Source organism: Qipengyuania sp. (genome assembly GCF_965277845.1).
Lineage (GTDB): Bacteria > Pseudomonadota > Alphaproteobacteria > Sphingomonadales > Sphingomonadaceae > Qipengyuania.
The window spans coordinates 2,457,984-2,472,259 of sequence record NZ_OZ255844.1 but is presented as its reverse complement, the minus strand read 5'-3'; the positions used below and the strand labels follow the sequence as shown (position 1 = coordinate 2,472,259).

Below are 14,276 nucleotides of genomic sequence, written 5' to 3'. Positions count from 1 at the left end.
GCGGCCCCTAGTGGAAGTCGCGGCTCGGGGGAATGATCCTCACGTCGCGCGGGTGCCCGCCCCGCCATCCGCATTCGCAATTGCCCGGCGGCGGTTCCTCCCACGGTTCGACCGGCTTGTAGGGATCGTCCTTGCCCTGGCGCAGGTTGTCACGCGGATTGACCTTGGCAGGCAGCGGCGAGGTGACATGATCGGCGCGCGCGACCGGCGCATCGAGCATGTCGTCGGACAGGCGATACAGCTGGTCGGTCGCATCGGTCATATGCTGCGCGATCACATGGATTACCTCGTCGTCATATTCGACCCGTCCGCGCACCTCCATCAGGCGCGAACCCATCACCACACGGCGCTGTTTTTCCTTGAGATCCGGCCAGACGACGAGGTTGATGACGCCGGTTTCGTCCTCCAGCGTGATGAAGCAAACGCCCTTGGCCGAACCGGGCCGCTGGCGGATCAGCACCACGCCTGCGACATGGACCATGGAGCGTAGCTTGCGCGCGCGCAGGTCGCAGGCGCGCACGAAACCGCGCTCGGCCAGGCTGGCGCGCAGGAAGGCCATCGGGTGCGCCTTCAGGCTGAGGCGCGTGGTCTGGTAATCCGCCACGACTTCCTCGCTGAGCGGCATCTGAGGAAGCCGCGTGCGTGTGGCCTCTGCACCTTCGTCGCGCGCGGCAGCGGCAGCGAACAGCGGCAGATCGGGCGCGCCGACGATGCTGCGCGCATCCCACAGGGCCTGGCGCCGCGAGAGGTTGATCGAACCGAAACAGGCCGCGCTCGCAAGCCGCTCGATATGCGCCGGACCGATGCCGGCACGGTCCCTCAGCGCCGCGACGTCGGCGTAGCGCCCGCGCTCCTCGCGTTCGGCAATCAGTCGCGCCGCCACGGCTTCGGGCAGGCCATCGACCTGTCGTAGACCGAGGCGGAGGGCGATGTGGGTGTCCTGGCGCCCGGAGTATGGATTTGACTCACGCGGAGACGCGGAGACGCGGAGATTTCTTTGGCTCTCACAGAGGCGCAGAGGCGCAGAGGAATTGCACTCGGGGCGAAGCCGCTCTCCAACTTCAAAAGTATCGGCTTGCCGAGACTTCGCATTGGATTTCCCGCTTCGCGGCGAAGAACCCTCTCCGCGCCTCTGCGCCTCTGCGAGAGAAAAATCTTCTTCCATTCCCAATGTCTCCGCGTCTCCGCGTGAATCACCTTCCCCGATCGCCTCCAAGGTACAATCCCACTGCGAGCAATTCACATCCGCCGGCAGCACCGTCACCCCGTGCTCCACCGCATCGCGCACGATCTGTGCCGGGGCGTAAAAGCCCATCGGCTGCGAGTTAAGCAGCGCGCAGCCGAAGGCAGCGGGGAAGTGGCATTTGAGCCAGCTCGACACATAGACGAGATGCGCGAAGCTGGCCGCGTGGCTTTCGGGGAAGCCGTATTCGCCGAAGCCGCGGATCTGGTTGAAGCAGCGCTGCGCGAAATCGCGGTCGTAGCCGCGGTGGACCATGCGCTCGACCATCATGTCCTGCAACTCGTCGACCATGCCGCGACTGCGGAAGGTCGCCATCGCCTTGCGCAGCCGGTTGGCCTCGAGCGATGAGAATTTCGCCGCGTCGAGCGCGATTTTCATCGCCTGTTCCTGGAAGATCGGCACGCCCAATGTGCGCTCGAGAATGCTCGAAAGCTCGTCGGGCGGCCCATGCCTGGGGCTCGGGGCCGGTATGACCACCTGCTCCGCCCCGCGCCGGCGCTTGAGATAGGGGTGGACCATATCGCCCTGGATCGGCCCGGGCCGTACGATCGCCACCTGGATCACCAGGTCGTAGAATTCGCGCGGTCGCAGGCGCGGTAGCATGTTCATCTGCGCGCGGCTTTCGACCTGGAACACGCCGAGCGAATCTCCCTTGCGCAGCATGGCATAGGTTTCCGGATCCTCGCGCGGGACGCTGGCCAGGCTCAGCGGGCGATTGTGATGGTCGTCGAGCAGGTCGAGGCACTTGCGGATACAGGTCAGCATGCCCAGCGCCAGCACATCGACCTTGAGGATGCCCAATGCCTCGATATCGTCCTTGTCCCACTCGATGAACGTGCGCTCGGGCATGGCGCCATTGCCGATCGGCACCGTCTCGGTCAGCGCGCCTTCGGTAAGGATGAAACCGCCGACATGCTGCGATAGATGACGCGGCATACCAATCATTTGCTCGGTCAGTTTGAGGACACGTCGCAGGTGCGGATCGGTCACGTCCATGCCGGTTTCCGCCGCGTGGCGTTCGCTGATCTCGCGACCCCATCCGCCCCAGACGGTCTTGGCCAGCGCGGCGGTGACATCCTCGGTCAGCCCCATCGCCTTGCCCACCTCGCGGATCGCCATGCGCGGGCGATAGTGGATCACCGTGGCGCACAGGCCCGCGCGGTGGCGACCATATTTGCGATAGATGTACTGGATCACCTCCTCGCGCCGCTCGTGCTCGAAATCGACGTCGATATCGGGCGGCTCCTTGCGCTCCTCGGAGATGAAGCGGTCGAACAGCAGCGCATGCTTGGCCGGGTCGACACTGGTGATGCCGAGGCAGTAGCACACGGCGGAATTGGCCGCGCTGCCGCGCCCCTGGCACAGGATGGGCGGGTCGACGCCGGTCCGCGCGAAATCGACGATGTCCTTGATGGTGAGGAAATAGCGCGCAAGCTCGAGCTTGCCGATCAGCGCCAGCTCGCGCTCGAGCGTCTGGCGCACGCTGTCGGGCAAGCCGCCGGGATAGCGCCACTCCGCCCCCTTCCAGGTCTCGCCTTCGAGGAATTGCTGGGGGCTCTGCCCGTCGGGGTAGATTTCCTCGGGATATTCGTAGCGCAGCTCGTCGAGGCTGAAATTGCAGGCATCGGCGACCTCGCGCGTGGCGGCGATGGCGTGCGGCCAGCGCTCGAACAGGCGCACCATGGTCTCGGGCGGCTTGAGATACCGCTCGCCATTGCTGTGGAGCAGGTGCCCTGCGGCGGCGACCGTGGTCTTGTGGCGGATCGCGGTCATCACGTCCTGCAGCGGGCGTTTGTCGGGCGCCGCATAATGCACATCGTTGGTGGCGAGGATGGTGAGGCCATGCGCGTGGGCAAGCGCGTCGAGCCGCTCGATCCTGGCAATGTCGCTGTCGGTGTAGAGGAAGGCCACAGCGATATGGCGCAGTGTGGGGAGCTGAGCGGCAAGATGGGGAAGGATGTCGGCCAGACTTCCGTCCATTGCCACCTTTTCCACGTCACCCCGGCCCCCGAGCCGGGGTCCTGCTTCTTCTGGTTCAGTGCTGGAAGAAAAGCGGGGCCTCGGATCAAGTCCGGGGTGACGGAAGGGGATGATGTTGCTTTCGACTTCGATGGTGAAGCGCTGATCGAGATCGCGCGGCGGGAGGAGGATGAGTTGCACGCCCTCGGCATGCGCGGCCAGCATCGCAAGGCTGATGTCGCAGGCGCCCTTCTCCTGCCATTCGCCGTCGAGCGTGCGCATCCGGCCCGCTGAAATCAGGCGGCAGAGGCGGCCATAGGCGGCGCGATCGGTGGGATAGGCGAGGAAGGCGAGACCCTCGACCGTTTCTATCCTGCAGCCGATAAGCGGCTTCATTTTAAGCGTTTTTGCCTCTGTATGAATGCGCACCACGCCGGCCATGGTGTTGGCATCGGCGATCCCGATCGCGTCATATCCCAGCCTGCGTGCCTGCAGCACGAGATCGACCGCATCCGAAGCCCCGCGCAGGAAGCTGAAGCAGGAGACGAGGCCCAGTTCGACGAACGGGCTGCGCGGTGGCGCATCGATACCGTCCGGGTCGAGCACGATCGTCCGCTTGGGTATCTGGAGGTTGTTTTCGGGCATGGCGGACGGGCCTCGAAGCCGCCGTCATGCCTGCGAAGGCAGGGATCCATCCATCTTTGCGCATCGGCGAAAGCTTGGCTGGACCCTCGCCTTCGCGGGGGTGACGAGGGACATTAAGGGCTTCATGGCGCAGATAGTTCCGCCAGCCGGGCGCGCACCGCGGCGAGATCGGCATCGAAGAGGCGCGCCTGTTCTTCTCGCGCAGGCCCCTCCAGGCGCAGCAGGTAGGAGGGATGCGCGGTGACCCACAATTCGCTGCCGTCCTCCAGCGGGATCGGCGCGCCGCGCACCTTCGAGATGCTCACCGTCTTGCCCAGAATCGCGCGCGCTGCACTCGTACCCATCGCCAGCACCAGATTCGGCTGCACGATCGCGCGCTCGCTTTCGATCCACCAGCGACAAGTGTCGATCTCCTTCGCACCCGGGTTCTGGTGCAGCCGCCTTTTGCCGCGCTGGACATATTTGAAGTGCTTCACCGCATTGGTGACGTAAGATCCGCGCCGGTCGATCCCGGCCTTTTCCAGATGCACATCGAGCAATTGCCCGGCCGGGCCGACGAAGGGGCGCCCCGCCTGATCCTCCTGATCGCCCGGTTGCTCGCCCACGATCATTAGCGCTGCGTCCTGCGGCCCCTCGCCCATCACCGCATGGTTGTCGAGTTGGCCGATGGGGCACTTGCGGCAGGCGTGGATGGCTTTCTCGATCGCTGCCAGCGTGTCGGGCCGTTCCTCGAACTCCAACGCACCTTTCTCAACCATAGCGCTCTCCCGCTTCTGCGCGCCCGCCACCAGCTCGGGGATGAGCGATGCCTCCGGCATGTTCTTCCAGTATTTCCTGGGCATTTCCTTGAGCATCGCGCCGACCTTCAGCCGCGCGGGGTTGAAGATCGAGGCGTAATAGCTGCGCCACAGGTCCTCCATCGGATCGCCGCCGGGCGCATCGCTCCGCTCGGCGGGCGGGCCCTCGGACATGGTCTCACCGTCCCAATGCAGGCTCCCGCGCGGGGTCAGGATCGACCAGCGCATGTTGGCAAAGCGTCGCATGAAGAAACCCGCATTGGCGCGCAGGATATGGTGATCGGGTTCGAACCAGGCCACGTAATGCTCGCCCGCATCGCCATCCTCATCCTCGTTCTCGACCAGGCGGAAGCGGACGAAGGCGCGCATTTTGTGGCTGTCTCGCCGCACGTTCCTGGCGAGGTCTTCCACCCGCCGCACGTCGGGGTCGGCCTTGTCCTCCATGATGCGCGGGGTCGCCTGCAGCCGCCACAGCAGGCGAAAGAGCAGCGCGAAACGTTCGGGCTCGGAATGGAGGATGGCGTTGCGGGCCAGGCTCACGAAGCGCTTGCTCGCGCGGACCTGGCGAGCCTCCTCCGGCGGTACCGGCATGCGCCGCTCCCCGTGCGTAAAGAGATCGCCGCTGCCGCCCGGCTCGACCCAGGCGATACGATCGGGCGGGACCTCGCATTGGACCAGCGCGCGCGCCCGCTCGCGCCAGAAGTCGAAATCGTCCGGTTCGGGCAGGTGCACCACGTAATAGGTGCCGAGCTTGACGTGTTGGAGCGCGGTCATAGCCACCTCCATTCGCCTCGAGCGCAGTCGAGAGGCATTCGGGCAGAGTGTCTCGATTTCGCTCGACACGAACGGAAGGAAAGAACGAACCTCATGCGGCAAACAGCTCCAACTGCTCGGTTTTGGGCGCGAGCAGGCCCCTGAGGTCGGCGCGGTCGGTGATGGTCACGGGCCGCCAGTCGACGGTGCAGACGAAGGGGCGCACCTTGGCGATCGACTGGGTCAGTCTCGCCACATCGTCGAGCCGCAAATTGCGGTGGCGGCGGCTGGCGAGGATCCTGCCCACCGCCTTCACGCCAAGTCCCGGTACGCGCAGCAATTGCTCCTTGCTCGCGCGGTTCACATCGACCGGGAATTGCTCACGAAACTTGAGCGCCCAGGCGAGTTTTGGGTCGATATCGAGCGGCAAATTCCCGTCCGCCTCGGTCGCCTGCATCACCTCGGCCGGTTTGTAGCCATAGAAGCGCATCAGCCAGTCGGACTGGTAGAGCCTGTGTTCGCGGATCAGCGGCGGGCGTTTCAGCGGCAGCACCGCGCTGGCATCAGGGATCGGCGAGAAGGCGCTGTAGTAGACCCGGCGCAAACCGAAGCTGTCGTAAAGCCTGCTGGCCTTGCCGACGATGTCCGCATCGCTCGCCGCATCGGCCCCGACGATCATCTGGGTCGACTGGCCCGCCGGCGCGAAGCGTGGAGCGTGCTTGAATCTTTTGTGCGCGTCTTTCAGCTCGGTAATGTCGCTTTTGACCTTCCCCATCGCGCCTTCGATCTGGCGCGCATCCTTGTCGGGCGCGAGACGGGTAAGCCCGCTGTCGGTCGGCAGTTCGACATTGATCGACACGCGATCGGCATAAAGCCCCGCCTGGTGGACGATCTCTGCATCCGCCTCGGGGATGGTCTTGAGATGGATATAGCCGCGAAAATCGTGCTCTTCCCGCAGGATGCGCGCGACTTCCACCAGCTGTTCCATCGTGTGGTTCGAGCTCTTCACGATGCCCGAGGACAGGAACAGCCCCTCGATATAATTGCGCCGGTAGAAGGCCAATGTGAGGTCGACCACCTCCTGCGGCGTGAACCGCGCGCGCGCCACGTTCGAACTCTTGCGGTTGATGCAGTAGTGGCAATCGAAAATGCAGTGGTTGGTCAGCAGTATCTTGAGCAGGCTGATACAGCGGCCATCGGGCGCATAGGCGTGGCAGATGCCCATCCCCTCGGTCGAGCCGATCCCCTTCCCGCCCATCGAATTGCGCTTGGCCGTGCCCGACGAGGCGCACGATGCATCGTATTTCGCCGCATCGGCGAGAATTTCGAGCTTCTGGAGGATGGTTCGCGCGGACATTCGTTCCTTATATGTTCCGCAGCAGGATTCGCCAATATCAAAAGCTATTCGTTCGACGGGAACCGAAATTCGATTCGCGCGTAAATGCGACGCGGACCGGGCCCCTCTGGCGAGCTTCTGCTCGTGATGTCGGACGTATACTGGGGGGTTAGCCATATTCTCACATGCTGCCCTTCGGTGCCCATCCGGGCGTCAATCAATCCTGAGAAGGGAAAGACATGACCAAGATCTTGCTTACGACTATCCTTGCCGGCAGCTCGCTGGCTCTTGCTGCATGCAGCGAAACGACCACGGAAGCCGGAGACGGCAGTGCAACCGCCGAAACGGCGGCAGCAGCCGACCCCATTACCGAAGCCGAGGTCGAAGCGGCGCAGCAGGCCTGGGGCGAAGGCATCGTGGCCATCGGCCAGACCTACACCGAAGAAGGCGACTATCGCGCCCGCGCGCAGGAACACATCGCCACGCACTATGCCTATGGCGACGACCAGACGATCCTGTTCAAGCCCACGCTGGCTGCGGAGGATCAGTTCCGCGAGAATGACGGCGAGGCGCTCAGCTATTTCGTCGGCACCGAAGGGACCGAAGACGGCGGTTTCGCCATCGCACCCTATACCGGGGTTCGCTGGGAAAATAACGGCACGGTCATTTCCGACAGCGGTGACATGGCCGTGGCGATGGGCAATTACTATTTCACCGGTACCGATGGCAGCGACACGAAGGTGGAATATTCCTTCGCCTATGAGCGCGGCGATGACGGCGAGCTCAAGATCGTGCTCCATCACAGCTCGCTGCCCTACAGCGCGAACTGATCGGAGTTTTTCACGCCAAGGGCCGCTCTTCGGGGCGGCCCTTTCTTTTCGTCTCAGGCACACAATCCCTGCAGGTACCAGTCGGGCGCACCGCCGCGCCCATCACCGATGATACCCTGGCGATAAATCCAGTAGCGCCGCCCTTCCCCATCTTCGATCCGGTAATAATCGCGCAGACGTGCCCCGCCCCGTTCGCGCCACCATTCGGGCGCGATGCGCTCGGGCCCTTCCACCCGCGCAACCTCATGCACCCCGCCGCGCCAGCGAAAGCGCTGAGGATGGCCGTCGGGCGTTGCATAAAGCACCGCGATCTTCTCGGGATTATCGAGCAGCTTGAGCGGCCGCGCATGGAAGGCCAATTGCCCCTGCGAAGCCGGTTCGGGTTCGAGCGGCGGCAGCCAGCGCTGCGCGCGCTCGGGGATATAGCTGGCGAAGGGCACCGGGCGACTGACCGCCTTCGCGCCAAGACGGACCGTCAGCCGGTCGATACAGGCGGCAAGGCTGGTGCCCCGGGTCTCCGCCGCGGTCTCGATATCGCTCTGCTCCAGAGCAAGCGGCTCGGCCCAGCTGGCGCGCAGGCGCAGCATCTCGATCCCGAACCCTGCGTCGATATCGTCGAGACGTGCGGCGAACAGGCGGACGATATGCGCCGGATCGCGCGTGGCGGCGGCCATTTCGAGACGGCGCACCACCACCTCGCCATCGACTCGCCACAGCTGCAGTTCGAGTCGCCGCGCACCCTGCCCCTGCCCTTCGAGTTCGCGCGCCATATCCGCGGCAAGGTCGGCCACCACCCGGTCGAGCAATGCCCGATAGCGGATCGGCTCCAACAGCCGTCGCTGGACCAGCGGCATCTGTTGCGGGACGACGGGCAGCAGCGGCTCGGGCACGCGACCGAGCAGCTGGTCGAGGCGGATCAGGGGATTGGCGGCGGGCGATTTGCGGTTGCGGAACCGCCGCTGGATCGCATCGCGCCCAATGGTGGCGATCTCGCCCATGCGTTTGAGGCCGAGGCGGCGCAGCACCGTGACCACGTCCTCGTCGAGGCGAAGCGCGGCCACGGGCAGGTCGGCCAAGGCCCGCTCGATCGCATCGTGCCCCTCCACGATCGCGGCATCGGGGCCGTAGTGCGCCAGCGCCCAGGCTGCACCGGCGGTAGGCGCGATGGCGGCGCGGATGGACAGTCGGCGCTTGGCGAAGGCCTCGTGGACATCGGCCAGCAGATGTTTCTCGCCACCAAAGAGATGCGGTACCGAAGTCACGTCGACCAGCAGGCCGTCGGGCGCATCGAGCGCCGACCACGGCCCCCAACGCTGCGCCCAGATGGCGAGATCTTCGAGGAAAGTCAGATCGCCCGCCGGATCGGAAGGCGCGGTGGCGATTTCGGGACAAAGCGTGCGCGCATCGGCGAGCATCATGCCCCTACGCGCACCGGCAGCAGCCCCGGCGCGATTGACCGCCTCGATCCGCGGCCCATGCGCGGTATCGCCGATCAGCACGAGCGGCCCGGCATCGAGGGCAGCACCGCTCTCGCCCATCGCCATGCTCCAGCGATCCATCGCCAGCGCGGGAAGCCAGATCGACAGGATGCGGCGGGAACGCGATACGCCCGCAGGCGGCACGCTCACGCCCGGCGCGGCGGGTGTCGCAGGCACAATCCCGCCGTCCAGTCGGCCACCGCTTCGTCGGCCTCGCGCCGGGCCTTGCTCGCGGTGAGAGAGCCCTGCTCCTCAGCCAGCACCCACTCGCCCGGCGCATGCGAACGCGCACGGAACAGTTCGGCCCGCCAGCGCGGCGCCCCGGGAGCCTGCGCATTCCAGTGCGGCGACAGCGAGGGGGCCGAGGTTATCTCCCACCGCATGCGTGCAGAGGACAGGTCGCGCGCCGCATCGATCCGGACGAGAAAAAGCGGCACGCCGTGCTTCTCGCTCGCCAGCGTCAGGCGGCGCGAGGCGGTGAGATCGAGCGGCTTGGGATTGCCCGCAACCTCCCCCACCACGAAGGCCAGATCACGGCAGCGCAACCCTTCCTCGAGCGCGAAGAGCGCATCTTCCGCCTTCTCCGCCAGCACATGGATGACCCGCGCCTGCAATTCTTCGGGCAATCCCGCACGGTAGGGACGTCCGACCCGCCGCACTGCCTCGCGCGTCTGGACCCACAGTACGCTGCGCCGATCCTGCGCTTCGCCTACATCCTCGCACGGCAGGCTGCGCCAATCGTCGAGCGCCAGGGCCAATGCCGCAGCCGCCCCCACCCCCTCGCACGAGGAAGCAAAGACTTCGTTGTGCAGCGCCAGCCCCTGATTTGCCGCCAACCCCGGTCGCCAGCGTGCGTTGCGCCGCGCAGACAGCGCAGCGACGTCTTCGAAGGCCATGAACGGCAATGAGGCAAGCTCTGGTCGGGACATAGGGGAACGACTCATTCGTTCTCATTATGTTCCATATCGGATCGATTCGCAATTCGTCCTTCCATCACCCCGCCCCAGCGCAACCGAAGGAACATCCGCGCCCTAGCAGCCGTTTGAAAAACAAACGCTATCACGAAAGGACGTCACCCATGAAATATTCCGCAGGCAATCCCGACGCGCTGAAGGAGAAATTTTGGCTGGCGCTGGCCGACTCGCCGTTTCTCTTCCTCGAACTCGACGGACAATCGGACACTTCGGTGCCGATGACCGCCCAGCTCGACAAGGACGCAAACAGCGCAATCTGGTTCTTCACCAGCAAGGGCAGCAGCTTCGCCAAGCTGGGTAAGGCCACCGCCAGCTTCGCCGGCAAGGATCACGACATGTTCGCTCGTTTCGACGGCATGCTTTCCGTCGAGACCAGCAAGCAACGCTTCGACCAGTTCTGGAACAATTTCGTCGAGGCCTGGTACGATGGCGGCAAGGACGATCCCGACATCTTGTTCCTGCGCATGGATTTAGGCGATGCCGAGATCTGGAGCGGCGAATTGGGCATGCTCAACACCGCCAAGATGGCGCTCGGCATGAATGTCCGGGATGAAGCCGAAGAGCGCCACGTCGAAAAGGTCGATATCTAGCGCGACCTCACGGCCAACCGATTGCAAAGGGCCGCTCCCCAACCGGAGCGGCCCTTTGCGCGTCAGGAGCCGAGAATGCCCGGGAACAGACCGGTCACCAGGATGATCGAGACTGCCAGGGGGCACAACCAGGCGATCAGGAAGCGCCACAGGCCAAAGGCCCAGGGCGACAGTCCGGTTGTCGTGCGCAGCAGGTTCTCATCTGCCTTCCACCCGATGAAAATCGAGGTCAGCAGCGCGCCGACCGGCAGCATCACCTTGCCAGTAAAGCCATCGACCGTGTCGAGGATATCGGTGTTCTCAAACAGTGGCCAGAAACCCAACGGGCGGACATCGGCCCAAACATTGTAACCGAGCAGGCAGGCGATCCCGATAAGGAATGCTCCGCCGCCGAAGATCAGCGCCGATTTCGGACGGCTCCATCCCCGCTCGCCGATCCCGTAGGCGGTCGGCACCTCGAGCAGCGAAATAGAGCTGGTAACCGCCGCGACGAGGATCAGGACGAAGAACAGGAACCCGAACAATGCACCACCCGGCATCGTCTGGAACGCGAAGGGCAGGGTCTGGAACACCAGCGTCGGCCCTGCCGCCGGATCGAGACCGACAGCGAAGACGATCGGGAAGATCATCAGACCAGCCAGCAGCGCAACACCGGTGTCCATGACTGCGATTACGCCCGCGGTGGGCCCGAGCCCGCTATTCTCCTTGATATAGGAACCATAGGTAATCAGCCCTGCCACACCTAGCGAGAGCGAGAACAGGGCCTGGCCCAGGGCGGAATTCATCACCTGCGGGGTCAGCTTCGACCAGTCGGGAGTGAACAGGAACGCCAGCGCATCGCCGATATCGCCCTCGATCGCGCCATAGATCACGAGCCCGACCAGCAGGACGAAGAACATCGGCATGAGATAGGTCGCCGCCTTCTCGATCCCCGAGCTCACCCCACGCGCAACGATATAAAGGGTGAGGCCCATGAACAGCAAATGCATGCCAAGCAGCAGGCTCGGGCTGGCGAACATATCGCCCAACCTTTGCTGAATCTGTTCCTGGCTCTCGCCTGCAAGCGCGCCGCGGAACGGGTCGCCTGCCGCGATTGCGGAGACGAGGTCGCTTCCCATCACACCCGCGTAATAGAGCACCCAGCCGGCAACCACCGAGTAGAAGGAAACGATGAGAAAGGCCGCCAGCGCACCGACTGCGCCGAACACCGACCAGCTCGGCGACGACTGCGATTGCGCCGCCACGCGTCGGATCGATCCGACAGCGTCGGTCTGCCCCACCCGGCCGATGAAGATTTCCGACAGCACCAGCGGCAGGCCCAACAGGAACACGCAACCGATGTAGACGATCACGAAGGCCCCGCCCCCGCTTTCGCCCGCCAGTGTCGGAAAGCGCCAGATATTACCCAGCCCCACCGCGGCGCCGACCGCTGCGAGGATGAATGCCGTACGCGAGGACCAGCCCTCGCCCGTCGAAGTCGTGGTGGCGACCATGTTCAGATTGTTCCTCTCCAGGCGCGGTGATCCCTGCCGCGTGTCAGATGCGCGCTCTTAAACACGCAATTCCGCAGAATTCCAAGCTTCGCTTTGCCATCGTCCACGCGCTTGCTAGTGGAGCGCCATGTCGACCACATTCAAGCTCGATACGAGCACCAGCCGGGCCAACCCCACTCCGCAGCCGATGAAGCGCCTGACGGTGCCGAAAATTCGCGCCCACAAGGCCGATGGCGAGACCCGCGAACCGCTCGTCATGCTGACCGCCTACACCGCCCGGCAGGCACAGCTGCTCGATGCGCATTGCGACATCCTGCTGGTCGGAGATTCGCTGGCTCAAGTGATCTACGGCCTGCCGACGACCATTCCGGTCACGCTCGACATGATGGCCAACCATGCCGCCGCCGTCGTTCGCGGAAGCTATCATTCGGTTGTCGTGGTCGATATGCCGTTCGGCTCCTACGAGCAATCGCCGCAGCAGGCCTTCGAAAGCGCGACCTTCCTGCTCAAGCAATCGGGAGCGGCAGCGGTCAAACTCGAAGGTGGCGAGCAGATGGCCGAGACCGTCTCGTTCCTCAACCAGCGCGGTATCCCGGTAATGGGCCACGTCGGCCTGACTCCCCAGGCCGTGAATGTACTTGGCGGTTATGCCGCGCGCGGACGCGACGATGCGGAAGCGAAGAAGATCGTCGGCGATGCCAAGGCGCTCGATGAAGCCGGAGCCTTCGCCATCGTTCTCGAAGGCGTTCTCGAACCGATCGCGATCGAGGCGACGAAGGCGGTATCGTGCCCGACCATCGGCATCGGAGCTTCGGCCGAATGCGACGGGCAAGTCCTGGTAACCGAAGACATGCTCGGCATGTTCGAACGCGTGCCCCGCTTCGTGAAGAAGTACGAAGACATCGCCAGCGTGATCGAAAAGACCGTGGCCCAATATGCAGGGGAAGTGCGCTCGCGCAGCTTCCCGACGCAAGACCAAACCTACCAGCCCAAGGGCTGATTTCAGGAATCCCTTTCCATAGCTACGCTTCGGCGTGTCTGCGGCTTTCTGCTCGTCTTCACTCTATTCCGCCTTAGCCTCTCCGTCTGGTACGGTTTGCCTTTCGCCTTCCTCGCGATAGTGGGAACGGGCACCGGGCTGATCGGCGCGGTCCTATCGGGCTCAGCTTCTGGTGGTCGGGGCGCCATGAGCGGCGGCATCAGCCGGATGCTGATGCGCCAGCCGAGTAGCGATCGGTGCCGCCACGACCAGTTGGCAGAAGTGATAGAGCAACAGCGCGATCACGATGAAACCCGCTTGTTCGGGCGCAAAAAGTATCGTGGCCAAGGGCGCGCCCACTGCGGCGCTTTTCTGCGCTCCCGCAAACAGAAACGCGATCCGGTCCGCACGCACCAGACCGAGAGCTCCGCCGGCAATCCATGCGCCGAGATTGGCCAAGACAAGAAACACCCCGACGAGCAAACCGATCAGCACCCAATCGTAGCCATCCACTCGCGACCAGATCCCCTGCTCGACCGCGCCCGAAAAAGCGACGTAGATAGCCGCCGATATGGCGAAGCGATCCACCCAGGCGATCTTCGGTTTGTGGCGCGAAATGAACTCGCTGGTGAGATTCTGGACCGCCTGGCCGAGGGCGAAAGGCAGGATCAGCAGCAGCATGATCTTGCCGATCACCTCCATTCCCACCGCGCCGCTCCCGCTGCCTCCCAGCGCCAGGAAAATCGGGACGGTCACGAAGACCCCGAGGATGTTGAGCAATGCCGCGCCGACGACCGACAGCGCGACATTGCCTCCAGCGAGCGCGGTGTAGGACGTGGCCGATTGCACGGTGGAAGGAAGCGTGCCCAGATAGAGGAAGCCTAGCGCAACCGACGGAGTCAGCCAGCCTTGTCCCAGGGATGCAAGCGCAAGCCCCATAAGCGCCATGGCACCGAAAACCCACAGGACGAGCGGGAGGAGAAAGCGCCAGTTGGCAATTCCGGCGGCGATATCGCGTCGCGCAATCCGCATGCCGTTGAGCAGGAACAGGATGAAGATCGCCGCATTGGCGACGCCCTGTGCCACCCCCCTAGCTTCACCCGTCGCCGGAAGCAGCGCGGCCAGGCCTATGGCGGCCACGAGCATCCGCAGCATGGGGTCGGCAAATAGCGTTCTGAAAGCCATGCGCTGCACCTGCC

The 14,276-nt window shown here is 64.4% G+C and carries 10 protein-coding genes; 3 read left to right on the top strand and 7 right to left on the bottom strand.

Going from position 1 to position 14,276, the window contains the following annotated elements:
* Positions 1 to 7 precede the first annotated feature (7 nt).
* The 3 genes from ACQY4G_RS12075 to ACQY4G_RS12065 form a co-directional block, all read right to left on the bottom strand.
* Complete coding sequence (locus tag ACQY4G_RS12075) at positions 8 to 3,847, bottom strand: error-prone DNA polymerase (RefSeq protein WP_421991210.1); 3,840 nt, start codon at positions 3,845 to 3,847, stop codon at positions 8 to 10.
* 122 nt (positions 3,848 to 3,969) lie between these two features.
* On the bottom strand, positions 3,970 to 5,418 hold the full coding sequence (locus tag ACQY4G_RS12070) for a UdgX family uracil-DNA binding protein (protein WP_421991208.1): 1,449 nt from the start codon (positions 5,416 to 5,418) through the stop codon (positions 3,970 to 3,972).
* Between the two features lie 91 nt (positions 5,419 to 5,509).
* A complete protein-coding gene (locus ACQY4G_RS12065) occupies positions 5,510 to 6,754 on the bottom strand; it encodes a putative DNA modification/repair radical SAM protein (RefSeq protein WP_421991206.1) in 1,245 nt (414 codons plus the stop codon).
* Positions 6,755 to 6,972: 218 nt separating this feature from the next.
* On the opposite strand from ACQY4G_RS12065, the gene ACQY4G_RS12060 reads away from it, so the two are divergent.
* The gene (locus ACQY4G_RS12060; RefSeq protein ID WP_421991204.1) at positions 6,973 to 7,563 is read left to right on the top strand and encodes a phosphoribosyl-AMP cyclohydrolase; all 591 of its coding nucleotides are present in this window, start codon (positions 6,973 to 6,975) and stop codon (positions 7,561 to 7,563) included.
* A 53-nt stretch (positions 7,564 to 7,616) separates the two neighbouring features.
* On the opposite strand, the gene ACQY4G_RS12055 is transcribed toward ACQY4G_RS12060, so the two are convergent.
* Both ACQY4G_RS12055 and ACQY4G_RS12050 read right to left on the bottom strand, forming a co-directional pair.
* On the bottom strand, positions 7,617 to 9,122 hold the full coding sequence (locus ACQY4G_RS12055) for a Y-family DNA polymerase (protein WP_421993650.1): 1,506 nt from the start codon (positions 9,120 to 9,122) through the stop codon (positions 7,617 to 7,619).
* Positions 9,123 to 9,187: 65 nt separating this feature from the next.
* Positions 9,188 to 9,937, bottom strand: coding sequence for a hypothetical protein (locus tag ACQY4G_RS12050; RefSeq protein WP_421991202.1), 750 nt, complete (start codon positions 9,935 to 9,937; stop codon positions 9,188 to 9,190).
* A 182-nt stretch (positions 9,938 to 10,119) separates the two neighbouring features.
* Between ACQY4G_RS12050 and ACQY4G_RS12045 the strand changes: the two genes are divergently transcribed.
* Positions 10,120 to 10,605 carry a pyridoxamine 5'-phosphate oxidase family protein gene (locus ACQY4G_RS12045; protein WP_421991200.1) on the top strand — a complete coding sequence of 162 codons (486 nt, stop codon included), beginning with the start codon at positions 10,120 to 10,122 and terminating at the stop codon, positions 10,603 to 10,605.
* A 62-nt stretch (positions 10,606 to 10,667) separates the two neighbouring features.
* Here ACQY4G_RS12045 and ACQY4G_RS12040 read toward each other — a convergent pair whose 3' ends face one another.
* The gene (locus ACQY4G_RS12040; protein WP_067688545.1) at positions 10,668 to 12,098 is read right to left on the bottom strand and encodes a sodium-dependent transporter; all 1,431 of its coding nucleotides are present in this window, start codon (positions 12,096 to 12,098) and stop codon (positions 10,668 to 10,670) included.
* Between the two features lie 127 nt (positions 12,099 to 12,225).
* Here ACQY4G_RS12040 and panB point away from each other — a divergent pair, with 127 nt between their 5' ends.
* On the top strand, positions 12,226 to 13,098 hold the full coding sequence (gene panB / locus ACQY4G_RS12035; protein ID WP_067688542.1) for a 3-methyl-2-oxobutanoate hydroxymethyltransferase: 873 nt from the start codon (positions 12,226 to 12,228) through the stop codon (positions 13,096 to 13,098).
* Between the two features lie 162 nt (positions 13,099 to 13,260).
* On the opposite strand, the gene ACQY4G_RS12030 is transcribed toward panB, so the two are convergent.
* Positions 13,261 to 14,262: a bile acid:sodium symporter family protein gene (locus ACQY4G_RS12030; protein WP_421991198.1), complete on the bottom strand. Its 1,002-nt coding sequence runs from the start codon at positions 14,260 to 14,262 to the stop codon at positions 13,261 to 13,263.
* Positions 14,263 to 14,276: the final 14 nt, after the last annotated feature.